At 45.3% G+C, this 23,664-nt stretch carries 37 protein-coding genes; all 37 read left to right on the forward strand.

Annotation, left to right across the window (positions count from 1 at the left end; all coding sequences use genetic code 11):
* Nucleotides 1-57 precede the first annotated feature (57 nt).
* The 37 genes from ACK8P5_RS00645 (at nt 58) to ACK8P5_RS00825 (ending at nt 23,663) form a co-directional block, all read left to right on the forward strand.
* Nucleotides 58-1,044 (forward strand): Lin1244/Lin1753 domain-containing protein, encoded by a 987-nt coding sequence (locus ACK8P5_RS00645; RefSeq protein ID WP_422659091.1) that lies wholly within the window; start codon nt 58-60, stop codon nt 1,042-1,044.
* Entirely contained in the window at nt 1,044-1,397 is a 354-nt protein-coding gene (locus ACK8P5_RS00650) for a hypothetical protein (protein WP_422659092.1), read from the forward strand. The genes ACK8P5_RS00645 and ACK8P5_RS00650 overlap by 1 nt, the downstream gene beginning before the upstream one ends.
* A gap of 17 nt (nt 1,398-1,414) precedes the next feature.
* A complete protein-coding gene (locus ACK8P5_RS00655) occupies nt 1,415-1,603 on the forward strand; it encodes a hypothetical protein (RefSeq protein WP_422659093.1) in 189 nt (62 codons plus the stop codon).
* Nucleotides 1,596-1,883: a hypothetical protein gene (locus ACK8P5_RS00660; RefSeq protein WP_422659094.1), complete on the forward strand. Its 288-nt coding sequence runs from the start codon at nt 1,596-1,598 to the stop codon at nt 1,881-1,883. The genes ACK8P5_RS00655 and ACK8P5_RS00660 overlap by 8 nt, the downstream gene beginning before the upstream one ends.
* A 62-nt stretch (nt 1,884-1,945) precedes the next feature.
* The gene (locus tag ACK8P5_RS00665) at nt 1,946-2,443 is read left to right on the forward strand and encodes a hypothetical protein (protein WP_422659095.1); all 498 of its coding nucleotides are present in this window, start codon (nt 1,946-1,948) and stop codon (nt 2,441-2,443) included.
* A 58-nt stretch (nt 2,444-2,501) separates the two neighbouring features.
* Complete coding sequence (locus tag ACK8P5_RS00670; RefSeq protein WP_422659096.1) at nt 2,502-2,789, forward strand: hypothetical protein; 288 nt, start codon at nt 2,502-2,504, stop codon at nt 2,787-2,789.
* A 3-nt stretch (nt 2,790-2,792) separates the two neighbouring features.
* Nucleotides 2,793-3,515 (forward strand): hypothetical protein, encoded by a 723-nt coding sequence (locus ACK8P5_RS00675; RefSeq protein ID WP_422659097.1) that lies wholly within the window; start codon nt 2,793-2,795, stop codon nt 3,513-3,515.
* Between the two features lie 83 nt (nt 3,516-3,598).
* Complete coding sequence (locus ACK8P5_RS00680; RefSeq protein WP_422659098.1) at nt 3,599-3,760, forward strand: hypothetical protein; 162 nt, start codon at nt 3,599-3,601, stop codon at nt 3,758-3,760.
* Between the two features lie 2 nt (nt 3,761-3,762).
* Nucleotides 3,763-3,996, forward strand: a complete 234-nt coding sequence (locus ACK8P5_RS00685) for a hypothetical protein (RefSeq protein ID WP_422659099.1) — start codon at nt 3,763-3,765, stop codon at nt 3,994-3,996.
* Nucleotides 3,986-4,198 (forward strand): hypothetical protein, encoded by a 213-nt coding sequence (locus ACK8P5_RS00690; protein ID WP_422659100.1) that lies wholly within the window; start codon nt 3,986-3,988, stop codon nt 4,196-4,198. Before ACK8P5_RS00685 ends, ACK8P5_RS00690 begins: the two co-directional genes overlap by 11 nt.
* Before the next feature lie 28 nt (nt 4,199-4,226).
* On the forward strand, nt 4,227-4,628 hold the full coding sequence (locus tag ACK8P5_RS00695) for a hypothetical protein (protein WP_422659101.1): 402 nt from the start codon (nt 4,227-4,229) through the stop codon (nt 4,626-4,628).
* 497 nt (nt 4,629-5,125) lie between these two features.
* The gene (locus tag ACK8P5_RS00700) at nt 5,126-5,674 is read left to right on the forward strand and encodes a site-specific integrase (protein WP_422659102.1); all 549 of its coding nucleotides are present in this window, start codon (nt 5,126-5,128) and stop codon (nt 5,672-5,674) included.
* 157 nt (nt 5,675-5,831) lie between these two features.
* Nucleotides 5,832-6,197 carry an HNH endonuclease signature motif containing protein gene (locus ACK8P5_RS00705; protein ID WP_422659103.1) on the forward strand — a complete coding sequence of 122 codons (366 nt, stop codon included), beginning with the start codon at nt 5,832-5,834 and terminating at the stop codon, nt 6,195-6,197.
* Nucleotides 6,184-6,369 carry a hypothetical protein gene (locus ACK8P5_RS00710; protein ID WP_422659104.1) on the forward strand — a complete coding sequence of 62 codons (186 nt, stop codon included), beginning with the start codon at nt 6,184-6,186 and terminating at the stop codon, nt 6,367-6,369. Before ACK8P5_RS00705 ends, ACK8P5_RS00710 begins: the two co-directional genes overlap by 14 nt.
* Nucleotides 6,370-6,451: 82 nt before the next feature.
* Nucleotides 6,452-6,937 carry a phage terminase small subunit P27 family gene (locus ACK8P5_RS00715; RefSeq protein ID WP_422659105.1) on the forward strand — a complete coding sequence of 162 codons (486 nt, stop codon included), beginning with the start codon at nt 6,452-6,454 and terminating at the stop codon, nt 6,935-6,937.
* Entirely contained in the window at nt 6,918-8,711 is a 1,794-nt protein-coding gene (locus tag ACK8P5_RS00720; protein ID WP_422659106.1) for a terminase large subunit, read from the forward strand. Before ACK8P5_RS00715 ends, ACK8P5_RS00720 begins: the two co-directional genes overlap by 20 nt.
* Before the next feature lie 18 nt (nt 8,712-8,729).
* Nucleotides 8,730-10,004 (forward strand): phage portal protein, encoded by a 1,275-nt coding sequence (locus tag ACK8P5_RS00725; protein ID WP_422659107.1) that lies wholly within the window; start codon nt 8,730-8,732, stop codon nt 10,002-10,004.
* Nucleotide 10,005: 1 nt separating this feature from the next.
* Nucleotides 10,006-10,602, forward strand: coding sequence for an HK97 family phage prohead protease (locus ACK8P5_RS00730; RefSeq protein WP_422659108.1), 597 nt, complete (start codon nt 10,006-10,008; stop codon nt 10,600-10,602).
* Nucleotides 10,603-10,644: 42 nt separating this feature from the next.
* Nucleotides 10,645-11,811, forward strand: coding sequence for a phage major capsid protein (locus ACK8P5_RS00735; protein ID WP_422659109.1), 1,167 nt, complete (start codon nt 10,645-10,647; stop codon nt 11,809-11,811).
* Nucleotides 11,812-11,850: 39 nt separating this feature from the next.
* Nucleotides 11,851-12,264 (forward strand): collagen-like protein, encoded by a 414-nt coding sequence (locus ACK8P5_RS00740; protein WP_422659110.1) that lies wholly within the window; start codon nt 11,851-11,853, stop codon nt 12,262-12,264.
* Entirely contained in the window at nt 12,264-12,806 is a 543-nt protein-coding gene (locus ACK8P5_RS00745; RefSeq protein ID WP_422659111.1) for a phage gp6-like head-tail connector protein, read from the forward strand. Before ACK8P5_RS00740 ends, ACK8P5_RS00745 begins: the two co-directional genes overlap by 1 nt.
* Entirely contained in the window at nt 12,806-13,279 is a 474-nt protein-coding gene (locus ACK8P5_RS00750; protein WP_422659112.1) for a hypothetical protein, read from the forward strand. The genes ACK8P5_RS00745 and ACK8P5_RS00750 overlap by 1 nt, the downstream gene beginning before the upstream one ends.
* Nucleotides 13,280-13,281: 2 nt before the next feature.
* On the forward strand, nt 13,282-13,629 hold the full coding sequence (locus tag ACK8P5_RS00755) for a hypothetical protein (protein ID WP_422659113.1): 348 nt from the start codon (nt 13,282-13,284) through the stop codon (nt 13,627-13,629).
* Nucleotides 13,616-14,089 carry a phage neck terminator protein gene (locus ACK8P5_RS00760; protein WP_422659114.1) on the forward strand — a complete coding sequence of 158 codons (474 nt, stop codon included), beginning with the start codon at nt 13,616-13,618 and terminating at the stop codon, nt 14,087-14,089. Before ACK8P5_RS00755 ends, ACK8P5_RS00760 begins: the two co-directional genes overlap by 14 nt.
* A gap of 5 nt (nt 14,090-14,094) precedes the next feature.
* Nucleotides 14,095-15,099, forward strand: a complete 1,005-nt coding sequence (locus ACK8P5_RS00765; protein WP_422659115.1) for a DUF3383 family protein — start codon at nt 14,095-14,097, stop codon at nt 15,097-15,099.
* A gap of 16 nt (nt 15,100-15,115) precedes the next feature.
* Nucleotides 15,116-15,511 (forward strand): phage structural protein, encoded by a 396-nt coding sequence (locus tag ACK8P5_RS00770; protein WP_422659116.1) that lies wholly within the window; start codon nt 15,116-15,118, stop codon nt 15,509-15,511.
* Nucleotides 15,512-15,548: 37 nt separating this feature from the next.
* Complete coding sequence (locus ACK8P5_RS00775; RefSeq protein WP_422659117.1) at nt 15,549-15,857, forward strand: hypothetical protein; 309 nt, start codon at nt 15,549-15,551, stop codon at nt 15,855-15,857.
* On the forward strand, nt 15,844-16,032 hold the full coding sequence (locus tag ACK8P5_RS00780; RefSeq protein WP_422659118.1) for a hypothetical protein: 189 nt from the start codon (nt 15,844-15,846) through the stop codon (nt 16,030-16,032). Before ACK8P5_RS00775 ends, ACK8P5_RS00780 begins: the two co-directional genes overlap by 14 nt.
* Before the next feature lie 44 nt (nt 16,033-16,076).
* The gene (locus tag ACK8P5_RS00785; protein WP_422659119.1) at nt 16,077-18,449 is read left to right on the forward strand and encodes a phage tail tape measure protein; all 2,373 of its coding nucleotides are present in this window, start codon (nt 16,077-16,079) and stop codon (nt 18,447-18,449) included.
* Nucleotides 18,449-19,006 carry a phage baseplate protein gene (locus ACK8P5_RS00790; RefSeq protein WP_422659120.1) on the forward strand — a complete coding sequence of 186 codons (558 nt, stop codon included), beginning with the start codon at nt 18,449-18,451 and terminating at the stop codon, nt 19,004-19,006. The genes ACK8P5_RS00785 and ACK8P5_RS00790 overlap by 1 nt, the downstream gene beginning before the upstream one ends.
* Nucleotides 19,007-19,015: 9 nt before the next feature.
* Nucleotides 19,016-19,339 carry a phage baseplate plug family protein gene (locus ACK8P5_RS00795; protein WP_422659121.1) on the forward strand — a complete coding sequence of 108 codons (324 nt, stop codon included), beginning with the start codon at nt 19,016-19,018 and terminating at the stop codon, nt 19,337-19,339.
* Nucleotides 19,329-20,120 (forward strand): phage protein, encoded by a 792-nt coding sequence (locus ACK8P5_RS00800; RefSeq protein WP_422659122.1) that lies wholly within the window; start codon nt 19,329-19,331, stop codon nt 20,118-20,120. The genes ACK8P5_RS00795 and ACK8P5_RS00800 overlap by 11 nt, the downstream gene beginning before the upstream one ends.
* Nucleotides 20,117-20,512: a Gp138 family membrane-puncturing spike protein gene (locus ACK8P5_RS00805; RefSeq protein ID WP_422659123.1), complete on the forward strand. Its 396-nt coding sequence runs from the start codon at nt 20,117-20,119 to the stop codon at nt 20,510-20,512. Before ACK8P5_RS00800 ends, ACK8P5_RS00805 begins: the two co-directional genes overlap by 4 nt.
* Complete coding sequence (locus ACK8P5_RS00810) at nt 20,494-20,859, forward strand: DUF2634 domain-containing protein (protein ID WP_422659124.1); 366 nt, start codon at nt 20,494-20,496, stop codon at nt 20,857-20,859. Before ACK8P5_RS00805 ends, ACK8P5_RS00810 begins: the two co-directional genes overlap by 19 nt.
* Nucleotides 20,849-22,036, forward strand: coding sequence for a baseplate J/gp47 family protein (locus ACK8P5_RS00815; protein WP_422659125.1), 1,188 nt, complete (start codon nt 20,849-20,851; stop codon nt 22,034-22,036). The genes ACK8P5_RS00810 and ACK8P5_RS00815 overlap by 11 nt, the downstream gene beginning before the upstream one ends.
* The gene (locus ACK8P5_RS00820; RefSeq protein WP_422659126.1) at nt 22,020-22,661 is read left to right on the forward strand and encodes a hypothetical protein; all 642 of its coding nucleotides are present in this window, start codon (nt 22,020-22,022) and stop codon (nt 22,659-22,661) included. Before ACK8P5_RS00815 ends, ACK8P5_RS00820 begins: the two co-directional genes overlap by 17 nt.
* 15 nt (nt 22,662-22,676) lie before the next feature.
* On the forward strand, nt 22,677-23,663 hold the full coding sequence (locus tag ACK8P5_RS00825) for a tail fiber protein (RefSeq protein ID WP_422659127.1): 987 nt from the start codon (nt 22,677-22,679) through the stop codon (nt 23,661-23,663).
* The last annotated feature ends 1 nt before the right edge of the window (nt 23,664 follow it).

The raw sequence follows: 23,664 nt of genomic DNA on the forward strand, positions 1-23,664 counted from the left end.
ATCATAAATGCTTCTTAAAGAGAAGCTATAGCAATTCAAAGAAAGGGGATTGAAGTCATGGCACGGCCATTGAAGGAGAGCCTAGACTATTTCCCTCTTGATATTGACTTCGACCGGGACGACAAGCTGGTTGTAGTAATTGGGAAGTATGGGATGCAGGGTCTCGGTATCATCGTTAAGATCATGATGGAGATTTACCGTAATGGCTATTTTTATGCTTGGGGAGAGAGAGAGCAATATGCATTCTCCAACCGGATTAATGTAGACATTAACACCATAAGAGATGTCATAAATGAGTGCATTAAATGGGATTTCTTCAATCAGGAATTATACGAGAATCATAATGTTTTAACATCAAAAGGCTTTCAGAAGAGATTTATTGAAGCAGCCAAGCGCCGTAAGATCATTTCTATTCTGGAAGACTTCTTACTTATTGATCCTGACAAGGAAAGCGAAAAGGTATCTCACTCTATCGTAATTGTTAATGTTAACGGAAATATAGTTAATGAGTACATTAACCCGATTAAACGCGACAAGATGAGTGCAGAAACACCACAAAGTAAAGTAAAGGAAAGTAAAGTAAAGAAAAGTAAAGTAATTATTAAAGAAGAAGAAGAAGGAGAGGAACGGGCATTTGCCCAGGTTGTTGATTTTTACACGAGAAACATTGGACAAATGCCTCCCTCTCAGTATGAGTACGTAAAAGATTGGCTGAAGACTTTTGATCAAGAAGTATTAAAGCTTGCCATTCGATGTGCAGTAGATAACGGGGCATTCAAGTGGTCATACGTTAATCAGACATTGGTCGAGTGGGAGAGGAAAGGTGCTAAAGCACTTAATGATTGTGAAGCTCTGATACTCGAATTCAAAAGACAGAAGGTCGAACATTCAAGTAAACGGCGTAACGGGGGATTTGCAAAGGGAGAGAAGAAACCAGGAATTCCAATCGTAGATAATTCAAGCGCTATGTCTGTAAACGATGCTGAGTACGAAGAGATGATGAAGTTGGCGGAAGAAATGCAAACAAGTAAAGGCGGCCGATAATGGGCAGATGGCTGAACAAACAACAGGCCATAGCATCAGGCTTGCCATGTTTCATCCCACAACAAATCGAAGAAGACGGTGAATGGATATGGAGAGGTACATGGGCGTGTGCTCCTGAGCCTGTTGCCGACATACTTCTACCGTATTCACGCTGTATTCAACTTGGCTGTCCAGTTGGTGCCAAGGAGAAGCCTTCCGCTTATGTATACAAGGCAGCTGAGATAAGCAGTTACCGATATGTTCCGTTTTGGTCGAGATTTGCGGAACAAATCGATATGGAAAAAGTTAATGAGCTAGAAGCTCGTGTAATAAAGCGCCGAAGAGGTGACGGAGTAAGGAAATTTGGACTATAGGGAGTGGAGATAGTGCCATGAAGCAAAATCGATGGACTGTATTTGAATTTTTAAAGGCTCGGACTTTGGCAACTGGACAAGTCCCAGCTAGACAAGAACTGGATTCCGAATTTTCTAGCTTAGATCGGGAAGAGATTGAGGGCGGCATACAGGAGTTTACAAAACGCTTAGGAAAGTGGGCAACGGAGGAAACTTCATATGCTTAAAGCCATTGATGGAACAGAAGTGATTTTAAATCTTAAAGCGTTGCAACTGATCGAGAATGCATTCGTTAAAATGTTGAAATCTGGATGTAGGTCCGAGCATGTGTCTTTCGTTGTTTATCCTCAAGCTGAGATAGCAAGTTACAAATCAGTCAGAACTAGATACGGGGAAATTCGAATCTCTTCAGATGGCTTTTTAAGAAAGGGCTTATCGTACTTGATTGAAGATCCAGGGAGAAAAAGTAGGGCATTTGCTTGGGTGTCAGGATATAAGCCTCAGTAAACGTGGGTTGCTCGATTTTGTTTGATAAATTAGCTGGATTAAGCAGAGGAGGGGCAAAACGGATGAGCCACTGGTTTTATATTACTCCGGAAGAGTATGAACAGGCAGAAGCTAACGGAATTAGCGAGATTTTACTTAATGTGAGAATTAGACAACTAGGATGGACAAAGGAACGTGCCCTTGCAGATCCACCACATAACAAAAAATCGTTAAAGGGAAAATGGCTGGCGATCTCAGAAAGAAATGGAATCTGCTATAGCACATTCCGCTATAGAGTCAATCGACTTGGATGGAGCATGGAACGTGCTGCTACTCAACCTTTACAAGATCGTAAGGAACAGGCTGCATCGGCGAAAGAGGGCAGACGAAAATATCCAGCTCATTTGCTTGAATTGGCAAAAAAGAATGGCATAAATGTACGCACATTCCACCGCCGGATGAAGAATGGTTGGGATGGAATTACTGCAGCTTCTAGGAAACCTATGACACCTACTGAGATAGGATTAATGACAAAGGAAAAGAGAACTTCATATTTCAAGCATTTTAAGAGACAAGCCTAATCCCAAGGGAGGGCGACCTCCCACATATATACCCTATAACTCTAAAGGAGTGAACGAGATGCCTAAACCCAAGAGAGAGGAAACCCTCAGGCATGGACGTGAATCTTATGATCTTGATGGCTGGGAAGGTGGCATAGCAGCTTATTGGATAGAAGGAGGACATGGAACAATTGTTGTAGCAGTTCCAAGGATAGGAGTGTCGGCCTTATTGCTCGGGAATCCTTCGGATCGTTCGAATGTTATTGGTGCTTTAATGCGTAACAGAAGCTTTTACTATAACAAACAGCAAGCAGAAGAGTTTGCGGACTTGATACTTCGCGATATAAGAGGATTAATGGCGGTTTAAACGATGGCGGCAAGCCGCAAAACCAAAACTAAAGGAGCTTATAAAACTATGGATATGAACGTGATTATAAATGATAAATTGGCTGAACTGAAAGAAGAAGGGTACGTTGAAAAGATTATTAAGAAACAACTTGAAAGTACAATCAAGGACATTGTTGAAGATTCTCTTCGCAGTTGGAGTGATTTCGGAAAGGGACTGAAAGAGGCAGTAAATAAACAACTTCAAATTAATTTAGATAAGTTGGACATACCATCTTACAACCAAGTGATTTTGAACGTGGTACAAGAAGAAATTAATCGTTCTATTCACGCTGCTGGTTCGGAAAAATTAAAAGCGCAACTTCAAGAACTTTTAGGTACAGGGAAAAATGAATACAAGCTCTCTGAACTCATTGAAGAAATGGTAGAAAATGATCTTGAATTGAATGATCTGTCGTATGAAGAGGTCGAAGAGATAACAGTCATCGTTGAAAATAAATACGGAAGCACCTATGTGTATATGGACCCAAAAGAAGATACAGGAATGTATCAGTGTAAATACATGATTGCTTTGCATGAAGATGGAACTGTTTGGAGAGCTGAGGTCAAAGATAAAAGTTTTGATAACCGTGTAATCATGGGCGGTCTTTACGGAATTGAAGCAACAATATTCAAAATGTGGACTCAAAAAGCCAAACTGATTATTGATGATTATGAAACTGAGTTTTCAAATCCTGAGTACGAATAAAGGCCTGAAGGCTTCCAATTTGACCACACAACTCAGTGAAACGGGGACCGTATAAGGTATTCCATTTAGAGAGGAAGAAGCAAATGTTTAAGGCTAGATTGACTTTTAATCATACTGTAGTTCGGACGGTTTATGCTGTTCAGCAGCTTGAAAATGGTTTAACACAGTTTCTCTTGTTTGATGATTACAGCCGAAAATGGTTGTGGATGCCAGCTAGTGAATACGAGCCTCTTGAGGAGGTGTAAAAGTGGCACCTAATATTTACGAAGAGGATGAACTAAAAGTCATCGAAGCTTATAAGAAACGCGGTCACACCATCACCGAAGAGCAAGCCGGAGACATATGGTCCGAATATAGCAATGATGAATTCCTTGCTTCATGGATGATGATGGGCGATGACCTAGATGTGATATACGACCAAACGATTAAATACGCCAAATCGCTTGGGATCGTAACGGAGGATGATAAGCATGGCACCTGAACCTAACAATGTAACAGCAAAAACACATTGGGTCTGGACGGATATGGCGCAGGAACTTGAACCTAAGCGCCACAAGGCAGGAGATATGGTATGGCCCCATAATGCGAAAGAAGCGCCTAAACGATGGTTGGATGATGGGTTAATATGTGATTCCACAGAGTTTGTTAAAGAAGGTCAGGCAACCATATTCGATTATATATAGAGGTGAATATATGGGGGTGGTGGAACAAATGGAAATCTATCCAAGCGTGACGGAAGCCGAACGTAAAAAGGTAAAAAAACTATTGACTGACTATCCGAAACTTTCCCGTCAAGTAAATGATGTGAGACGGAGAGAAATAGAAAGTTTAACGCCTCAGCAGCAGAAAGTTCTAAATGATGGTGGTCGGATATTAGATGAAATTAATGTTGCTGTTGGTTTGATTATAGATGAAGAAGTAAAGAAGATTTTTGAACATAGGTACATCAAAGGTGTTAAATATTCTGGAACGATAGATGCGTTTTGGTCGGAGCATGGATGTAGTGAAAAAACGATTGACCGTAGAATAGGTGTTGGTGTTGACACCATCGCAGAACATTTGAAGCTATGCGGAATCATCGGAAAAAGTGACGGTAAATTGACGCAGGAATGACGGAAGGTTGGCGCAAAAATGGCGGTTGATTAATTATACAGTAGGCACATAGAGAGGAACTCAACCTCTCCGGTGTGCCTACTGCCCGTTATCGCGGTAGGAACTCGGCCGCGCTGTGGGATGGAACGATTCATCCTTAGACGTTTATCGTCAAGGGTTCGGTGTGAGGTGGGGTTCGATGCCCCAGACCGCTCCATCCGGGCGGGATAGAAATACGGATTATTCGTGGTCTAAAGGAATAGATGGGTTCGAATCCTATCAAGGCCAACCAACAACGGTTTCATAACCATTCTCCTATATAGCCGCTCCTTCGGGGGCGGTATTTTTTTGAAAAAAGCGAGGTGACGGGCGGTAGTGAAATATAAGAAACCGTTGGTCAGACAACCTTTAAAATGTCGAGGATGTGTTTGGGGGAGATGGGAAGCATCTGCTCAGTTCTGTCTCAAACCAAAAAACATGTGTGTCAGAGACTCCATGCCTAAAGTGGGGGATCAGAAATGAAATTTGTTCAACCAGTCCGAGATCAAGAAGTTTTAGAGGACATCAAAGATTTTTTAAGGGCAACAAATATGAGAAATTACATTATGTTTTCGATTGGCATAAATACAGGATTTCGGATCAGTGATATCTTGCGGTTACGTGTACGTGATGTTATGGGTTCACACATCTCTATTGTGGAGAAAAAAACGGGCAAGAAAAAGCGTGCGCTCATTCAACCGGATTTAAAACGAGAATTGAATGACTACATTGCTGGTAAGGCTCCGAATGAATATCTGATTAAAAGCCGCGAGGGGTGGAACCGTCCAATAAGCCGATCCATGGCCTATAAGATTATGCGCTCCATCGGTGATGAATTTTGCCTGTCAGAGATAGGATGTCATACGCTTCGAAAAACGTTCGGCTACATCTTCTATTACGAGACAACAGACAAGGATATTGGAATGTTAATGAACTATTTCAACCATTCTTCTGAGAAGGTTACTTTGCGATATATAGGAGTCGAACAGGACAGTATGGATGCGGCTTTAAAACGGCACAGAGCTTGATCAGTTCTCCATATTAAGGATAGGTGGAATTCATTTACCTGAATAGGATCAAAGCCTTACAGAGCAAGGGAGTGCGGTTATACAACGAGTTACACACAATGTACAGTATGAGTAATTCAAAAGGGACATTATGTAACCCTTGAAGGGGTGATTTTAGGTGGGATTATCACCTAGAAAACCGTGTAAGAAACCTGGATGCGGTGAGTTGACCAGAATCGGTTTTTGCTCGAAGCACACTGCATTAAAAAGAAGATACGACCAAGAACGAGAGTCATCGGCAAAGAGAGGTTATGGACATCGTTGGCGTGTTGCTAGGATGGATTTCCTAAGTAAGAACCCTCTATGTGTCGAGTGCTATGAAGCTCAGAGAGTAAGAGCTGCTACTGTAGTGGACCATATCACGGCGCACAAGGGAGATATGAAGTTGTTCTGGAATCCCGAGAACTGGCAGGCGCTGTGCAAGTTCTGTCATGATGCTAAGACTGTTAGAGAAGATGGAGGTTTTGGGAATGGACGAGTTTAATTTTTCTTCGATGCAGAAGATCAGCTACTTAGATCAGCTGATTAAGTTAGTGAATGGTGATTGTTTGAATGGATTAGGCAAGGCGAACTTCCTTGATAGAATTCATACAGTATGTGATTCTATCGAAGAAGAACTAGGGATGGTAGAGGCCCCCCAGGGGTCAGAAAAATAAAAGCGAATCCTTATAGACCGCGTGCCCCTCAAATGCGAAAAAAAGTCCCCGTGGTGAAAATGGGGAAAAGGAGGTTTGATGAGTGGCGAATCCAGTCATTAATTTTGATCATATGCGAGTCGGTAAAAAAGGAGGAGGTAAGAATTGGACCAAAAAGGAAGTTGAGGCCCGAGAGGAAGCCGCTAAGAAATTTAATCGTAAGAAAAAGCTGAAATTGCGGATACCCGAATGGCTTGATGATTCAGCTCGTAAGATTTGGAGAAAGACAGTTAAGGACATGGAAGAGTTCGGTGTGCTGGATAAGGTTGATGAAGATGTGTTAGGGATATACTGCGATGCGGTATCTAAGGTTCAGGAAGCAAACCGTCTCATAGATGAATTTGGTTTCACTGAAACGAACAAATCCGGTATACAGGTCCCGAACGCATTCGTCCAAATGTCTCAGCGGTATGCGAATATCGCGTTGTCCTATTCTAATAAGCTCGGGTTGAACGCTGAATCTCGTGCAAGACTTGCCAAGCGCCAAGCCGATACGGAAGTAGATCAGGATGCAGAACTCTTCGATTAATTGGGAGGAGCTTCACCCTACAACTAGGTATGCTGCCGAAATTGTGATGGGTATCCGGTCAAGCTGTGAAATGGAGCGTCTTGCCTGTCAGCGTCATCTCGATGACCTACAACGTCAAGCAACACCAGAATTCCCATATGTGTTTGATGAAAGTAGGGCTGATCGGGTTTATGAATGGTTTGAACGGTGCTGCCGTCATGTTCGAGGTGTATTCAGTGGGCAACCGATTGAACTGCTTCCCTTCCAAAAGTTTGATATGGGTGAGGTTTATGGATGGGTACATATGGAGAGCGGACAGCGGAGGTTTAGAAAGGCATTTCACCTTCGAGCGCGCGGGAACGTTAAATCTACAGAGATGAGCGGACTAGCTCTGTATGGTATGTGCGCAGATTGTATTTATCCTCCGGGGCAACCAGAACTAAGGAAGTACGAACACAGTCCGGAGGTAGACTGTGCGGCGGTTGATAAGGGACAAGCGAAGCGCGTATGGGGTGATGCACGGGAAATGGGGATAAACAGCCCTGCGATTTCTAAACGCCTTCGCATTCGAAGAGGATATATTGAACATGCAACGCGAGGCGGACTTCTTAAACCGCTAAGTAGGGATACTAAAAATAAGGACTCCGGCGCGCCATGTTTAGTTGTCATCGATGAATACCATGCTCATCCGACATCCGAGATTCTGGACGTCTCTTATTCTGGATTCGGAAAACGTCTGCAGTCGCTAATGCAGATTATAAGCACTGCCGGAAAGGATGCGGAGAACAGTCCTTGTAAGAAGGAATACGATTTTTTATGTAAGATGTTGCGTGGTCAAGTGCCTATGCAGGAAACATATTGCGCTATCATTCGTGAACTGGACCAAGGTGACGATCCTCATGATCCGAAAAACTGGGACAAGCCGAACCCAGTCCTGCAAGAAGAAAATGCATATGCCCAGGAGTTGCGCCGACAGATACAAACTGAACACGATGAGGCTTTTGGTTCCGGAAATCCAGACAAAATCCGCGAATGGTTCACTAAACGCGTGAATCAGTGGCAAAAAGACAGTGAAAACAAATACATGTCTAGTAGTCATATGAATAAATGGAAGTCCCTTGCGATATCGCGAGAGGACTTTTTGGCGTTGGTGAAAGGTTATCAGACATGGAGCGGGCTGGACTTATCGAAAACTACGGATTTAACGGCTGTTGGCTACGTTTTCCGTCTGCCAGAAGGGCGCTATGCTGTTACTGCCCATGGATTTATGCCTTCGGAGCGTGCAACCCAACATGAACACAGTGACCGCGTTCCATATCGTCAGTGGAAGGAGGACGGATGGTGTACATTAACGCCTGGGGAAGTGGTCGACTACAGCTTTATTCAATCCTACATGGAACGAATGGAACGGGAGCAAGAGTGGTTCACGCAGGAGGTGTGTTACGATCCCTACAACGCTACTCACTTCACGCAACAACTGGAACAGCAAGGATATGAGCGGGTTGAAATTCGTCAAGGTGTGCAGACGTTATCCGAGCCGACAAAATTTTTCCGAGAGTTGATCCTGAAAGGACTAGTCGTACACGATGGAAGTCCGCTTTTAACATGGTGTTTATCAAATGCTGTAGAAATAATTGACAACAACGGAAATATTAAACTCAGTAAAAAACATAAGGATGATAGCCAGCGCATTGACCTTATCGCGGCAATCATCAACGCTATGGTTCGGGCGATGGTTGGCAGTGGTCGTATCGATTTGAACGCACATATCATGGATGAAGACTTCTCGTTCTAGGGAAGGGGGTGAAAACCAATGAAAAAAAACGTCTTCCGCCGCTGGCGCGAACGGCGTTCAGATGATGATTCGCTGCTAAATCCAAAACAATGGCTTTTGGATCTCTTTGGCGTTACAAACACATCCAGCGGTGAACGAATCACCAACGATAAAGCTCTGCTGAACAGTAACGTCTACACTTGTGCGTCTATTTTGGGCGGAGATATTGGAAAGCTACCTTTCCAGGTTTTTAAAAAGAGAGGAAGCGGGATCGAAAAGGACACTTCCCATCCAGCATCCCAGCTGCTTGGCGTGCGCTCGAATCCTTACATGAGCGCCTATATCTTCAAAGAATTAATGCAAGTTCATGTGACAGTATGGGGAAATGGCTATGCCAATATCGAATGGGAAACAAGCGGGATCAATAATGGGCGACCTAAAGCGCTATGGCCGATGGACCCTTCCAAGACAGACGTTCATGTCGACAGTGTGACCGGGGAAGTATGGTATGTGACCACGCTGCCGAGTGGAGAAATGCGCAAGCTTCGGCATACCGATGTTTTACACTTCCGTTCGATTAGCAAAAGCGGACTCAAGGGGATTACGCCAATCTCGGTTATTCGGGAGGAATTAGGCGTACAGCAAGCGCAGCGTAAGTTTTTAGGCTCCTTCTACGCTAACGGAACAGCAACCCGCGGCATCTTGCGTCTACCTCAAGGATCTTCCTTGGACAAGCCTGCCAAGGAAAAAGCTCGGGATGAGTGGCAGAAAGCAAATTCTGGACTGAGTAACGCACACCGCATTGCGATTTTGGATGCTGGGATGGAGTACCAGAACTTAGGTATGCCCCTCAATGATGCGCAGTTTATTGAGACTAGCAAATTCGGCATTAGTGAAGTTGCTAAAATCTATAAGGTGCCAGGTTACAAGCTAGGTTTAACGGACGTCAAGTTTTCAAATATGGAGAACCAGTCTTTAGAATATGTAAAAAGCACTCTGCAGCCGATTATCACCAATTGGGAACAGGAATGTGATTATAAGTTGTTCACGGAGTTGGAGCGCCGGAGGTATTACTCAAAATTCAATGTCGCCGGGGAACTACGGGGAGACAGCGCAAGTAGAGCCGCCTACTACAAAGAAATGATTGCCATGGGTGTCTACAACATTAACGAGGTTCGCGAATTGGAAGAGCGGGACAACATCGGAGAAATGGGTGACCGTCATTTTGTAAGCTTGAACTATGTCAGCCTAGAAAAAATGGATCAATATCAAGCTATTAAAGCGGGTCTGAACACCGAGAAGGGAGGTGAATAACTTGACAGGCAAAGAAATTCGATATTTGCACTCTGATTCTATCGAAGTTCGAAGCGGGGAAGCTGAGGGAGAAATGCTGGGCCTTGCCGGTTACGTTGTGAAATTTAATCAGCGAAGCCATTTGATATGGGGCGAATTTTACGAACGGGTAGCCAAAGGGGCATTTCTTCGAAGTCTTCAGGAAAGCACGATCAAGGCATTGTGGAATCACCGCACTGACTTTGTTCTTGGATCGACTAAGAACAGCACCCTACGTTTGCATGAAGACAGTACCGGACTACGCTTTGAAATTGACCTACCGAATAACACTTGGGGCAAAGATGCTTATGAGTCGGTACAACGTGGGGATGTCGATGGCATGAGCTTTGGGTTTAGAGTCCGTAAGGATGCATGGCAGTATATGAAGGATGAAGATGTGTATGAACGGACGCTGTTAGAGGTTGATTTATTCGAAGTCTCACCTACTCCTTTTCCGGCATATCCCGATAGTGAGGCTAACCAGCGAAGTATTGAAGGTTTGGGCATTTCAACCAAAGAGCAGCGGCGAATGGAAAAAGAAAAACTATTATTAGAACTTGACCTGTTAGCAATCGTCTAACGGGTCTTTTTATATCTAAATCAAATATATGGAGGTACTACCATGGACGAAAAAGAACGCGAATTACGCCAGAAGCTGGCACAGAAATTAGAGGAAGCTCGGAGTCTGGCAGGTGATGGGAAACTGGAAGAAGCAAGATCAGCAAAGGAGGCTGCACAGGAACTTCGAAAGCAAATTGATTTGCTAGCTGAGATCCGTGAGACAGATACACCAGGCGTTATTATCCCTGTGATTGAGACTGACCAGCGGGAAGAAAAACAGGACAAAAATGCCCAGTACCGAAGCGCTTTTCTTAAATCCCTTCGGAGTAAACCTTTGAATGATGAAGAGCGTAACTTGATTGATGCAGGAATTGAAGAAGTTCGTGCAGGGATGCAGGGCGGTGTGGATGAGGATGGAGGCTTAATCGTTCCGAAGGATATTGATACCATGATCCATGAAAAGAAAAGAGACTTCGTATCATTAGAGCCTTATGTCACTGTCGAGTCGGTTTCAACACGTAGTGGTTCGCGCGTCATCGAGAAAAACGCAGATATTACACCTTTTACAGAAATTACAGAACTGACGGATCTAGACGACATGGACAATCCGAAATTCGCACCTTTGTCGTACAACATTAAGGACCGCGGTGGGATCTTACCAATCAGTAATAGCTTGCTGCAGGATACGGATCAAAACTTGATGTCTTATCTAGCAACATGGATTGCTAAAAAATCGGTTATTACTCGTAACCAATTGATTCTAGCGTTGTTGAATACGAAATCAAAAGTGGCTCTCTCTGGTTTGGATGATATCAAACGAGTATTGAACGTGGACCTAGACCCCTCCATTAGTCAGGGCGCTATCATTCTGACCAACCAAGATGGGTTCCACTATTTAGATACACAAAAAGATAGTGATGGCCGCGATCTCCTGCAGCCGAATCCAATAAATCCTACGCAAAAAATGCTCAAGGGTAAGCCTATTGTTGTTTTGGCTAACCGCTGGCTTCCAACAACAGGTACGGATACCAAGCTTGCTCCAATTATTATCGGGGATCTCAAGGAAGCTGTGGTGCTTTTTGACCGTCAACAATATTCTATTGCATCGACTAATGTCGGAGGTAAATCTTTTGCACGCAATTCGACTGATGTCCGTGCGATTCAACGCGAGGATGTACGCGCATTTGATCTGGATGCTATTGTTTATGGTCAGTTGACTATTGTTTAACTTACAAGGGGCTTTGCCCCTTGATTGGAGGGATCATACATGTACCAAACAAGAAACTACAAAGAACCTGGCGGTCAACGCTGGGTGATTGAAGGAGAATTAGCCCTTGTTGGAGATGGGAAAATCACCAGAGACGGCGAAGTTGTCTCCTTTGGTGGTGACTCATCAGAAGGGATTGCCGGATTATCGGCTTATGAGGTGGCCGTGGAACACGGATTTACAGGTACTGAAGAGGAATGGCTTATTTCTCTCATCGGACCTGCAGGTGAAGCGGGACCCCAAGGCGATAAAGGTGAAACAGGACCACAAGGTGACAAAGGGGAGAAAGGAGAGGTGGGGCCTAGTGGCCCAGAGGGACCTAAGGGTGAAGCAGGGTTCCCCACTAAACAACAGTGGAATGACTTGCTAACCCGTGTGGCTGCTCTTGAAGCAGCAACAGGAGGGGGAAGCTAATGCTGACCACGATACACCGATTAAAAGGGCTGCTGGGTTCCCTTGCAGACACTTGGGAAGATGATATGCTGACGCTGCAAATTGCGTCAGCTTCATCAGCCATTGAAAACCGCTGTAAGCGACATTTTAAAAAGCAACTGTACTCTGAACGGATCAGCGGAGATGCAACATCTAAATATATCAACCTTCGAAATTACCCGATTCACAATATCGAATCCCCAAGCGATTGGGATTTTGAAGTGTTAGATGAGGGCAGGCTATACCGCGCCAACGGATGGCATGCAGGGGAGCATAATATCCTTATCCGATATGTTGGCGGCTATGTACTTCCAGGTGATGAAACAGAGTCAGAACCACGTACACTACCGGAACCGCTTGAACTAGCTTGCTTACTGTTAACGCAGCTGATGCTTCGGGACCCTGGTATTCGCTCTGAACGAGTGGGAAATATCAACGTTACTTATGCAGATACCGACTCGGAGGGACGCTTGCCGTCCGCCGTTGAATCTTTAATTTCGCCATATGTGGGGCGGTGGGTGTAATGGCTAGGCGTAGGCAGCGCGTAAGGCGTGCAAATGTTGAATATAGCGGGGACATGGACCTTTCCGCGTTGGTGGATCGAGTTCGGCCTCTGACGGCGCATGAAGTTGTTATTGGGGTCGAAGGGAACGAGGAAATTGCTTTAGTAGCTGCTGTCCATGAGTTCGGATCTGCCAAGATGAACATACCAGCCCGTTCTTTTATTGGTACAGGAAAAAAGAAAGCGCAGGTGGCTATCGGCAAGCTTGTTCGTGCTGGCGTGAATGAAATCGCACTTGGTAACAAGACGGTGGATTCTCTCCTGCAGGAGATTGGAGAATTGGGTCAGCAACGTGTGGTCAAAAACTTCGACCGGATAAAGCAACCGGGTCTATCTGCAATCTATGCACGGTATAAAACGGGCAAGAGGTTGTTGCAGGCCGATATGGATCTGCGAGAGTCTATTGTGTTTCGTGTCCGGCGCAAGGGAGGGTAGCCATGAGATTCAACCATGCGCGCATTCTGCGTAAATATGAGCGTCCATACACGCTTATTCGTAATTCAAATGGACATTATGACTCCGTTGGTGTCTATCACCAGCCAGAGGCCCAAAGAACGCCGCTCAGTGGATCTGTTCAACCATTGGGGGATAAGTTAACCCAATCGGATGGAGGACGTTACACAGAGGACGATAGGCTGTTACTGACATCGTTTAGGCATAAGTCAGGAGATGTAGTAGAGCATCAAGGAAAACAGTACACCGTTGAAATGGATACGGATTGGAATCAATACAGCGATGTCAATGAATACAAGTTAAGGCGGGTGAGTACACATGATCCCGTTTGAGGAAATCCGGAAAGTCATGATTGAGGGCTTGTCGAGCGCTGTGGGTGTTCCGGTCATAGAGATCAGCGGAACAGGTGATGTTCCAGCCTATCCATTTCTCTCGTATGATTTTACGGATGAGGGTAGCCCGCACGGACATATGGCCGTGACCGTGGAAAACAACAAAACAATCCATTCCGGTACCGTGGCGCTAAGCGTGACGTTTCAAAGCTATGCTAAAACGAGGCTCGAAAGCGTAAATCTAGCGAACCGGGCAAGGGATTGGTTCGAAACTACAGGTCATAGGATTCTGAAAGAAAACGTCAATGTGGTTGTCGTGGATGTTGGAGCAACAACCAATACAGATATTCAGCTAGGCACTGAGTGGGAACGCCGGAACGGATTCGAAGTTGAATGCCGGACCGTTAACATAATCGAAGAAGAATACACACCGATTGAATCGGTATATGTGAGGGGTTGAGACCATTGGCAAAAGACGTAAATGTGATTATTGAGATTGAGACACCTACGCCGCGCCTGGGGTTCGGTAAACCGCTGATTCTGGGTTCATCGACTGCAGGCAAGCCGTATGTAACATACACGGATCTGGCAAGCGTGAAAAAGGATTACAACGAATCAACGGAGGAATACAAGGCAGCATACGCATTATTGAATCAAGGTGATGATTCCCCTGCAGAGATTGCAATTGCTTGTCAAAAGACTGGCGCTGAACCGGAGACTATTAGCGATGTCTTGGACCGATTGTGGAAAGAAGACTGGTATTTCCTGATCACAACAACCACGCTACAAGCTGATGTGGACGCTTTTGCGGCAGCAATTGAACAGAACAACTCAAGAGAGTACTTCACACGTTCTTCCACACTTGAGGATGTCGCATTGTTGCTTGCTAAAAATTATAGCCGGACTACCGTTTTCTATCATACCGACATATCCAATTATCCAGAGGCGGCATTGGTTGGCCGTGTGGGATCGGCTCCGGTTGGATCAGTGACATGGAAATTCAAGTATCTGCAGGGCATCGTCCCACTTGATATTACAGACACCGAATTGCGTGAGATCCATGCCGCAGGCGCTATTACGTATGTGACCAAAGCAGGGCAGAATCAAACGTCCGAAGGAAAAACCTTGTCTGGTGAATGGATCGATGTCATTCATTCCAAGGATTACATTCGATTCAATATCGAATATGCCATTCAAAGGCTATTTGCAAATACGAAAAAGGTAAGCTTCACCGATACGGGTATTGCGCAGCTGGAAAGTGCAACCCGGACCGTCCTCCAACAAGGTTTCATTCAGGGTATTATTGCTGCTGATGAAGACGGACAGCCAATGTACGGAACAACGTTCCAGACCCGTGCCCAAACCGATCCAGCTGACCGGGCACAACGGATCTACAATGGCGGGTCATTTTGGTTCGATCTGGCAGGAGCGATTCACGAAACAACCATTCGCGGCGTAATCCGCAAGTAAGGAGGGATAATTGACTATGACAGCAACAACATACGATTCTAAGGCCGTCAGCGTCATCGTTGGCGGTGTTTATCTTACCGGATTTTCGGAGGATATGGTCGAAGTCGAGAAGGATGAAGATAATTTCGAGGTTAAGGTAGGCGCGCAAGGCGATACCGTTCGGACAAAGGTAAATAATCCACTGGGTACAGCTACGGTTACATTGCAACAGACAAGCCCACAGGTTCCATACTTGGACGGTCTTGCAAATAGTGGGAAGTTGGTTCCGGTCACAATCATCAATGCGGGACCACCAAAGGAAACCATCACTGTAACGGAAGCCTTTATTAAAAAACCTGCGGCCCGGACTTATGGTAATGAGGCTGAGGATCGGGAGTATGAGTTTGTACTCATGGATATGCTTTTTAGCTAGTTTATTAAAAAACTAAAACCGAAAAGGATGATATCACATGTCAAATTTTGCTCAAAAACAATTCACTTCTAAAGCAGGAAACAAATATACATTCCAGTTCCCAGGCGTTCGCCAAGTCACTAAAATTACAGACCGTATCAAGAATAAATTTGGTATTGCTTTGGATGAAAAATTGGCAGAGGAAATGCTTTCTCATGTTGTTGTAGAACCAAAACAGAAGATGGATGATTTTAAGGGGCCAACTGGCTATAAGGAGCTTGGTGAGGTTGTCGGTGCGGCCTACGCATTCATTTCAGGTAACGATGAACCGGATGAAGCCGAGGAAGAGTCCAATGGCGCTGAGTAAATCACAGGCACGAGAACGGGCACAAAAAAACTGGCAACTATGGAGAATTTTACTGTCAGATATGTCGATTACGTATAGCGAACTGGACAAGATGGACGCTGATGATTTAGCGGAAGCAAATGCGGCACTCGATATCCATCTTGAACAAATGAATAAGCAATCGAAAAAGAATTAGCGTCCCTGTGGGGCGCTTTTTGTTTTTAAATGGGGTGATTTGAGGTGGCAGGCGGTATTATTGGTAACCTCATGTTTGCCGTAGGTTTCAAGCTGAACACCAAAGGTCTGGACGAAGGTAACAAAAAAATTTCCAACCTGACCAAAGGCGTAGTCGGCTTGGGTGCTGCTGGTGTAGTCGCAATGTCCGGGCTTGGTATTGCTGGTATTGCTGCTGCTTCTGAATTTGAGAAGTCCATGTCTGATATCCAGAGTGCAACGGGCATGGCCGCCGATCAGATGGAAGCGACAAGAGGCATCGCCAAAAATTTATACTCACAGAACTTTGGTGAGGATTGGAACGACCTAGGGAGCGCCATTTCTACAGTCCAGCAAGTAACCGGGCAAACCGGAGATCAGTTGGAGAGTACAACGCAGAGTGCATTACTGTTACGGGATGCCTTTGGGTTCGAGATTAACGAGTCTATAAAATCGGTTGATACCATGATGAAACAGTTCGGTATCACATCGGAGCAGGCATATGATTTGCTTGCGCAAGGCGCTCAGAAGGGTTTGAACAAGTCGGATGAGCTGATGGACAGTGCGAATGAGTACGCCAACCAATTTAAGTCCTTGGGATTCTCAGCAGAAGAAATGTTCGATGTCTTTGCAGCCGGTTCGGCAGAAGGTGTTTTCCAGCTGGATAAAGTCGGGGATGCAGTGAAGGAATTTAACATCCGAGCCAAGGACGGGAGTAAGACATCGATTGAAGCGTTTGAAATGCTGGGGCTTAATGCGGATACGATGATGCATACCTTTGCCAAAGGTGGGCCACAGGCAAAGGCAGCATTCAGCCAGATCATACAGATGATTTCTGACGTGGAAGACCCGGTACTTAAAAATCAAATCGGGGTATCTTTGCTTGGCACACAATTTGAGGACTTGGAATCCACCGTAATTGAGGGCATGGGTAGAGCAACCAGTCAGTTCAATTCAGCAGGTGAGGCCATGGCAGAGCTGAACAAGATCAAGTTTGAGAAGCCAGGGGAAGCCTTTGCCATGTTCGGGCGACAGATTGAAACCAGTATTTTGATTCCGATTGGTCAAAAGCTTCTTCCGTATTTTAATCAGTTTGGGCAGTGGATGGCCGATCACAAACCACAGATTGAGGCGGTTGGTAATGCAATCGGGGATGGAATAGGCGCGGCATTGGATTGGACTGGTAAGGCTGTTTCGTATGTCTATGACAGATTCAATGAGTTCGTTCCCAAGATTCTTGAGTTTAAGGATCAGGGCGTAGAAGCATTCCGAAGCTTCACAGAAGCGATTAAGGATAATAAAGGCACAATCATCACCATTGCTTCCGTCATCTCGGCTATCTTAATCCCGTCACTCATACGTTCGGGCATACAAGGAACGATTGCCGGGGGTAAAATAGCGGCGGCTTTCTTGTTATCCAAGATCCAAATTGCGGCGAATGCAGCAGTCATGACGGGACAAATGATTGGTGCGATGGCCCGTTATGTATTCCAAGGTTGGGCCGTTGTAGCTTCCATTACAGCGACTACGATTGCTTGGACGGTACAAAAGGTAGCTATGGTTATTTCAACTGCAGCTACTTGGGCCATGACAGCGGCACAATGGGCCATGAATGCGGCGTTCCTTGCGAATCCAATTACATGGGTTGTTACTGCTATTATCGCGGTTATTGTTGCGGCTATCGTTGTATTTGAAAACTGGGGAGCTATTAAAGAATGGCTGGTCTCTAAGTGGCAAGCGCTCAAAGCTGGAACGGTATCAATTTTCCAATCGATTGGGAATTTCATCAAGAATATGTTCACTGGATTGGTGACTGCCGTCAAAACGAAAGCCACTTCAATGTGGGATGGGATCAAGTCTATTTGGGATCGAATTACAGGGTTTCTTTCGGGGATTAATCTCTTTGATATTGGTAAAAACATCATCGAAGGTATGGTTAACGGTATCGGCAGTATGGCAAATGCGGTTGTCGATAAAGTGAAAGAAATCGGTAACAGCATCACAGATAAGATCAAGGGCATTTTGGGCATTCACTCACCGTCACGTGTCATGATGGAAGTTGGTTTCTTCACGGGTGAAGGTTTGGCCCGAGGGATCGAAGACACACAGGGCCGAGTATCAGCCGCATCCGCTGATGTTACAGAAGAGATTATTCCTGGCGCAAATGGAAAACCAGCTTTAGCGGCTGCGAAAAGTCTCCCTCCTGCACGTTATCCTGAGGCTGGCTCATCACAGGGGGCAGCATTTAAATTTGATATCAATATTGACATTAAGGCCGATGGATCTTCTGATTCTGTTGCTTCGGACGTTGCAACTGAGGTCAAACGTCAGGTTCAAGCCATACTTGAAGAAGCATTCCGGCGTATGGGGTTACAAGCTCCGGAATTGGAGGGAATCTAATGGCTAAAATCGGTGGACATTATATTTTAGTTGAGCAAGAAAGCCCGACCTTTGATGTAGACATCACCACTCAGCCTGTAGAAAAAGACATTGACATGACGGACCATGTACAGCGGAAAGCTAGGACGATGGGGATTACAGGCGTGGTTGCCGGATCGGATGTTTCCAAGGTACTTGCGTATCTAAAAAAAGCGTCCGACTCCGGTCAAATTGTAAAGTACGTTGGTCGCATCGCTTTCACGGGAATCATATCCGGGTTGGCAACTACGCACACAAACAAGATCGCCAATGGATACACGGTATCCTTCACGATGACAGAAGTACGGATTGCCACGTCATCGTATTCAGCCAAACTGCCAACACCAGTTAAGGCGCAAACGGTCAAAATCGTCAATTCAGGCACCAAGCAAACCAAGTCTAGTAAAAAGACGAAGAAGACAAAGAAAACCAGTTCCAAGTCCAAGACAAAGAAAGAGAAAGCTAAATCGTCAAAGACCAAGAAAACCAAAGCACCTGTTCAAAAAGTAAAATTTAAACCGGGAAGCCCATGGGCATAGGGAGGTATTATGGATTACATCGACATTGAAAAGAATCTGATTCCCTACCGTTTTGATATTTCGCTTGAGGAAGAGGTTTTCACATTTGAAGTGCATTATAATGAGCAGTTCGATTTTTTCACTTTGAATTTAGAAAAGGACGGCGAAGTCTTGGTTAATGGAGAAAAATTGGTTTACGGTTCGACCTTGTTTTATGACGTAATGGATAATCGGTTTCCTAGGGTCCCGATCGTTCCTTATGATCAATCCGAAACAGAAAGTATAGTGAATTGGAGGACGCTCTCTGAGAGCGTCTTTTTATATTTGATTGAAGGTGATGAGGATGAAGAATAACTTTGGCCGTGTGGTTGAGGTCATGACGGAGGGTATGAAGTTTTCAATGGACAATTACAACATTGAAGGAAGCATTCCGTTTGATAATGACCCATTACCGAATGAGGCTGAAATTAAAATCTGGAACCTCTCGGATACAACGCTGAACAACATTAAGCGTGACAAGGCGCTAATGGTCAATGCCGGATACAAAGGTGATATCGGTGTTATCTTGCACGGTTATATATCAAATGTGCTCACGGCATGGGCAGGCGTAGATAAGATTACAACCATTCGTGTACTTGATGGCGTGGACCTATCCAAGCGCCAGGTTAAGGAAATTGCCTATGCCAAAAACACACTCGGAAGTGCAATTATTAAGCAGATGGCATCATATATAGGATTGCCAATCGCTCAGATGGAATTGAATCAAGATTACCGATATCAAGACGGCTACAGCGCCAAGGGTGCAGTAACGGACATTATTGCGAAGGTGTGTAAGGACTGCGGAACAAATTGCTATATCAACAAAGGCAAGCTGTACATTCGGAGTTTACGCCGCGGAGCTGATGAACTGTTTAAGCTCAATTCGGATACGGGGCTGATCGGCACACCTGCAGCATTTGAACAGAGTGGTGCTAAAGGTTATAACATTTCATCTCAACTGCAATACCGGATTACAACGGCTTCGGCAATCGATCTTAAAAGCCGCGCCTTTTCCGGCAGGCTACATGTTCGGAGTGGTTCCCACACCTTTTCAAGAACAGGTGACTTTAAAACAGATATGGAGGCGATTATTTGAGCAAATTAGATCCGGCTGCAGCCATGTCTAAACTGCTTCAGTCGCTAATTGAAAAGGCCATGTCTGAAATCCACTGCGGAACGCCATGTAAGGTCATCAAGTTTGATGAGGCAACATGTACGGCAGATGTGCAGCCGCTGATCCGGACGACACCGGATGACCCGGCCATGATTTTGAATGTTCAGGCACTGGGCCAGAGGTTCAAGGTTGACGGGGTTGAAAAGGAATATAAGCCGTCTCTTCATTCGGGTGATGTTGTCATGGTTCAATTTGCGGACAATGAAATTCGGAACGCCTTAACTGGCTCTGTTGCTTCACCGGATACGGACCGGGCACATGATCGGAATGACGCTGTTATTGTGGGGGTATTTGGATGCAGTCTCTCAAGCTAATGGATGGAGATCTTCAATTTGATGATTCTGGTGAATTGCTTGTAGTGGAGGATACAGAAGAGCTGGCCCAGTGCTGTGCCATATCTCTTGGCACCAGGACAGGAGAGTGGTTCTTAAATCCGGATTTAGGAATTGATTTCGATCTGTTTACTGGGAAAGATGTCAACGAAGAGGAAATGCGTGACGAGCTGAATCGGGCATTGCTTGAAGATGATCGTATTGAGAGCGTGGAGGAAATCACCTTCAGCATGGACCGAAAATCTAGGGTTATGACGGTTGCTTTCCTAGCTACTGGCACAAACGGGGAAGTCGTGGAGCAAGAGGGGGTGAAAATCGGTGTTGGATGAAACGGGGTTTAAACGGAAACGGTTTGCGGATTTGTTCGAAGAAATGGAGGACAAGGCCAGGGAAGCATGGGGAGAAAAAGTAAATACGTCTGAAAAATCGCCGCTGGGTATCATCCTGCGGCTTTTTGCCTGGTTCTTATCCATCGTTCATGCTCTTGCTGAAAATGTTTATTACAGTGGATATGTGAACACCGCAGAAGGGAAAAGCTTGGATCGGCTTGGCCCATACGTGGGGGCAACCCGTGTTCTGGATCAATTCGCAGTGGGTACCGTGACGCTTACGGGTACACCAGGGTACACACAAGCAGAAGGATTCCTCATTGCTACGGAAGGAGGTATACAGTTTGAGACACTTGACCCGGCTGTATTTGATTCCTTAGGAAAAGCAACCGTGCCTATTGAGGCTATGGAGTCAGGTACAAGCGGCAATGTAGATGCAGGACTTATAACGGTCATTGTGAATCCTAATCCGGATATTACTGCAGTAACCAATACAGTTGCAACGTCAGGTGGACGGTCCAAGCAGACTGACTCGGAATTTCGGGAGCTGTTTGCTCTTTCTGTTGCTGGTGGTGGATCGGCAACGGGGGATAGCATCCGAGGTTCCATCCTGCGCGTGGCAGGTGTTCGGGCTGCTGCGGTCATTATTAATAACACCATGGATATAGACTCAGCCGGAAGACCTCCCAAGTCGTATCAGTCTTATGTGCTTGGCGGAAAAGATGCAGACATTGCCTCAGCTATTTTTGAAGTCGGATCGGCTGGAATTGAATCCTATGGGGATACAACGGTAGTTCTAAAGGATTTGAGTGGAAATAATCAGCCTGTATCTTTTTCGCGTGCTGAGGTGGTTCCGATCCATATCAAAGTTAACATATTTAAAACAGCAGCATACCCGGCAGACGGTGACAGTCAGGTGGTTTCAGCTCTTGTACAGTTTATTGGCGGTACAGATGCGGATGGAACAGTGTATGCAGGATTGTCCATGAATGATGACGTTATCCTGATGCGTCTGGTATCTACCATCTACAAGATTGCCGGGGTTGAGGATGTGTCCTTAGAGATGTCAAAGGATGGGGAGATATTCACGGCCGGAAATATTCCAATCGATGTATTCCAAGTTGCACAGACGGCAGCGGATTGGATTGAGGTGGTAACAGATGATTTCAGCAGCTGATTTAATCCGGAAGTTAACGGATGTTTTCACGAAAGATCCAGACAGCAACATTGGAAAACTTCTTCGAATTGTTAGCGAACCGATGAATGAGTTAAAACAGGATTTTGAAAAAATCGAGTTGTGGCGTGACATTGATGAGGCCAAGGGTACAACGCTGGATCTGATCGGCGGTAACGTTGGACAGAAACGCGGTGCGGCTTCTGATGATGTTTACCGGATCATGATCAAGTCCAAGATTGCCCGGAATCTAAGCAAAGGGGACGTAAACACGATTATTAGGGTTATCGCTTTGGCTGTGGGTGCCAGTTATTCGGATATTAAGATACAGCAGAAGTTCCATGACTCCCTTGATCCGGAGCCGGCTGCAATATCCCTGATGCGTCTTCCGCTTGAAAGACTGGCTTCTTCTGGCATTGAGCTGAATCAGTTCGTACAGATCATTTCAAAGACGGTGGCGGCAGGGGTAAGTGTCCAGAGTATTGAGCTTCAGGGCACGTTCGAATTCGGAGGACTTCCGGAATCTTATGATCTAGCAGCCGGATTGGGTGACATTAATGATGATTCAATTGGCGGTGGTCTTGGTGCTGTATACGAAGCAGGAACAAACACAGATTTACCGATTTAGAAAGGGGGCCACATTGTGGCGTTTGAGCGAAAATTACCAGAATGGCATGAACCTGGTGTAGAACCTTCTGAAACGCAAAAAAAGACCGGATTCCAGCCTGGCATGAAGCCACCAGCGCAGTGGTTTAATTGGTTCATGAACTGGATGTATCTGGCCCTGAAGGAATTTCAGGAGAAAGCGGTTGAAAAAAGCTATGTTGATTCTGTAGCGGATGAACTGAGAGTGGAAATTGGAAATGCAGATATTCCGGATGCATCCCTTACGGTAAAAGGTAAGGTGCAGCTATCTAATGAAACAAACGGGATACGCGAGAATTTTGCGCCGACCGAAAAGGCGCTAGGCCTTGTCATGAAAGAAGCTCAGGCGGGAAAGCAAGCTGGAATTGATCGTAAAGTGGAAGTGGTTGCCGCGCTCAATTCCATAGGCGTGTCGGCATCCACGAATGAGTCATGGGAGCAGTTGATTCCGAAGATGGCGGCTATAATCCGAGCAACTGGAAACGCAACAGCGGCAGATTTATTGGCAGGAAAAACTGCTTCAAACGCAAGTGGTCCAATAACGGGGAATATACCAGCGCGAGGTGCTGGTGGCACAGTAACACCGGGGACAGCAAATCAAACGAAGGATGCAGGATATTATTCGTCAGCGATAACGATTCTTGGAGATCCTGATCTTTTAGCAGGCAACATAAGATCAGGTGTTAATATATTCGGTGTTAATGGGTCATTGATGGAAGGTAAGAAATTCTATTATATGGAGAGGACCTCTACGGGTGACATGAGTGTGAATGTAGGATTTAACTGGGGGTTAGTCCTTAGCATGAGCACTAATTATCAGTGGTACCAGACGGTTGTATATGACCCAGTTAGAGGAACCTATATTACTTCCGGAAACAATTCAGCCGCACCCACGTTTTTAAGTCCAACGAACACTGGCTTTGTCAGTAGGCTTAATTCTCTAGATGGTGGTGTGGGAAGAATTTATGTATGGGAAAGGGGCTGAG

Source organism: Paenibacillus sp. EC2-1, assembly GCF_049311625.1.
GTDB lineage: Bacteria > Bacillota > Bacilli > Paenibacillales > Paenibacillaceae > Paenibacillus_AQ.

What these genes read in the sequence shown, in the direction of transcription:
- ACK8P5_RS00645 (WP_422659091.1), top strand. Translation starts at nt 58, where the DNA reads ATGGCACGGCCATTGAAGGAGAGCCTAGACTATTTCCCTCTTGATATT.
- ACK8P5_RS00650 (WP_422659092.1), top strand. Translation starts at nt 1,044, where the DNA reads ATGGGCAGATGGCTGAACAAACAACAGGCCATAGCATCAGGCTTGCCA.
- ACK8P5_RS00655 (WP_422659093.1), top strand. Translation starts at nt 1,415, where the DNA reads ATGAAGCAAAATCGATGGACTGTATTTGAATTTTTAAAGGCTCGGACT.
- ACK8P5_RS00660 (WP_422659094.1), top strand. Translation starts at nt 1,596, where the DNA reads ATGCTTAAAGCCATTGATGGAACAGAAGTGATTTTAAATCTTAAAGCG.
- ACK8P5_RS00665 (WP_422659095.1), top strand. Translation starts at nt 1,946, where the DNA reads ATGAGCCACTGGTTTTATATTACTCCGGAAGAGTATGAACAGGCAGAA.
- ACK8P5_RS00670 (WP_422659096.1), top strand. Translation starts at nt 2,502, where the DNA reads ATGCCTAAACCCAAGAGAGAGGAAACCCTCAGGCATGGACGTGAATCT.
- ACK8P5_RS00675 (WP_422659097.1), top strand. Translation starts at nt 2,793, where the DNA reads ATGGCGGCAAGCCGCAAAACCAAAACTAAAGGAGCTTATAAAACTATG.
- ACK8P5_RS00680 (WP_422659098.1), top strand. Translation starts at nt 3,599, where the DNA reads ATGTTTAAGGCTAGATTGACTTTTAATCATACTGTAGTTCGGACGGTT.
- ACK8P5_RS00690 (WP_422659100.1), top strand. Translation starts at nt 3,986, where the DNA reads ATGGCACCTGAACCTAACAATGTAACAGCAAAAACACATTGGGTCTGG.
- ACK8P5_RS00695 (WP_422659101.1), top strand. Translation starts at nt 4,227, where the DNA reads ATGGAAATCTATCCAAGCGTGACGGAAGCCGAACGTAAAAAGGTAAAA.
- ACK8P5_RS00700 (WP_422659102.1), top strand. Translation starts at nt 5,126, where the DNA reads ATGAAATTTGTTCAACCAGTCCGAGATCAAGAAGTTTTAGAGGACATC.
- ACK8P5_RS00710 (WP_422659104.1), top strand. Translation starts at nt 6,184, where the DNA reads ATGGACGAGTTTAATTTTTCTTCGATGCAGAAGATCAGCTACTTAGAT.
- ACK8P5_RS00720 (WP_422659106.1), top strand. Translation starts at nt 6,918, where the DNA reads ATGCAGAACTCTTCGATTAATTGGGAGGAGCTTCACCCTACAACTAGG.
- ACK8P5_RS00725 (WP_422659107.1), top strand. Translation starts at nt 8,730, where the DNA reads ATGAAAAAAAACGTCTTCCGCCGCTGGCGCGAACGGCGTTCAGATGAT.
- ACK8P5_RS00735 (WP_422659109.1), top strand. Translation starts at nt 10,645, where the DNA reads ATGGACGAAAAAGAACGCGAATTACGCCAGAAGCTGGCACAGAAATTA.
- ACK8P5_RS00740 (WP_422659110.1), top strand. Translation starts at nt 11,851, where the DNA reads ATGTACCAAACAAGAAACTACAAAGAACCTGGCGGTCAACGCTGGGTG.
- ACK8P5_RS00745 (WP_422659111.1), top strand. Translation starts at nt 12,264, where the DNA reads ATGCTGACCACGATACACCGATTAAAAGGGCTGCTGGGTTCCCTTGCA.
- ACK8P5_RS00750 (WP_422659112.1), top strand. Translation starts at nt 12,806, where the DNA reads ATGGCTAGGCGTAGGCAGCGCGTAAGGCGTGCAAATGTTGAATATAGC.
- ACK8P5_RS00755 (WP_422659113.1), top strand. Translation starts at nt 13,282, where the DNA reads ATGAGATTCAACCATGCGCGCATTCTGCGTAAATATGAGCGTCCATAC.
- ACK8P5_RS00760 (WP_422659114.1), top strand. Translation starts at nt 13,616, where the DNA reads ATGATCCCGTTTGAGGAAATCCGGAAAGTCATGATTGAGGGCTTGTCG.
- ACK8P5_RS00770 (WP_422659116.1), top strand. Translation starts at nt 15,116, where the DNA reads ATGACAGCAACAACATACGATTCTAAGGCCGTCAGCGTCATCGTTGGC.
- ACK8P5_RS00775 (WP_422659117.1), top strand. Translation starts at nt 15,549, where the DNA reads ATGTCAAATTTTGCTCAAAAACAATTCACTTCTAAAGCAGGAAACAAA.
- ACK8P5_RS00780 (WP_422659118.1), top strand. Translation starts at nt 15,844, where the DNA reads ATGGCGCTGAGTAAATCACAGGCACGAGAACGGGCACAAAAAAACTGG.
- ACK8P5_RS00790 (WP_422659120.1), top strand. Translation starts at nt 18,449, where the DNA reads ATGGCTAAAATCGGTGGACATTATATTTTAGTTGAGCAAGAAAGCCCG.
- ACK8P5_RS00795 (WP_422659121.1), top strand. Translation starts at nt 19,016, where the DNA reads ATGGATTACATCGACATTGAAAAGAATCTGATTCCCTACCGTTTTGAT.
- ACK8P5_RS00800 (WP_422659122.1), top strand. Translation starts at nt 19,329, where the DNA reads ATGAAGAATAACTTTGGCCGTGTGGTTGAGGTCATGACGGAGGGTATG.
- ACK8P5_RS00810 (WP_422659124.1), top strand. Translation starts at nt 20,494, where the DNA reads ATGCAGTCTCTCAAGCTAATGGATGGAGATCTTCAATTTGATGATTCT.
- ACK8P5_RS00820 (WP_422659126.1), top strand. Translation starts at nt 22,020, where the DNA reads ATGATTTCAGCAGCTGATTTAATCCGGAAGTTAACGGATGTTTTCACG.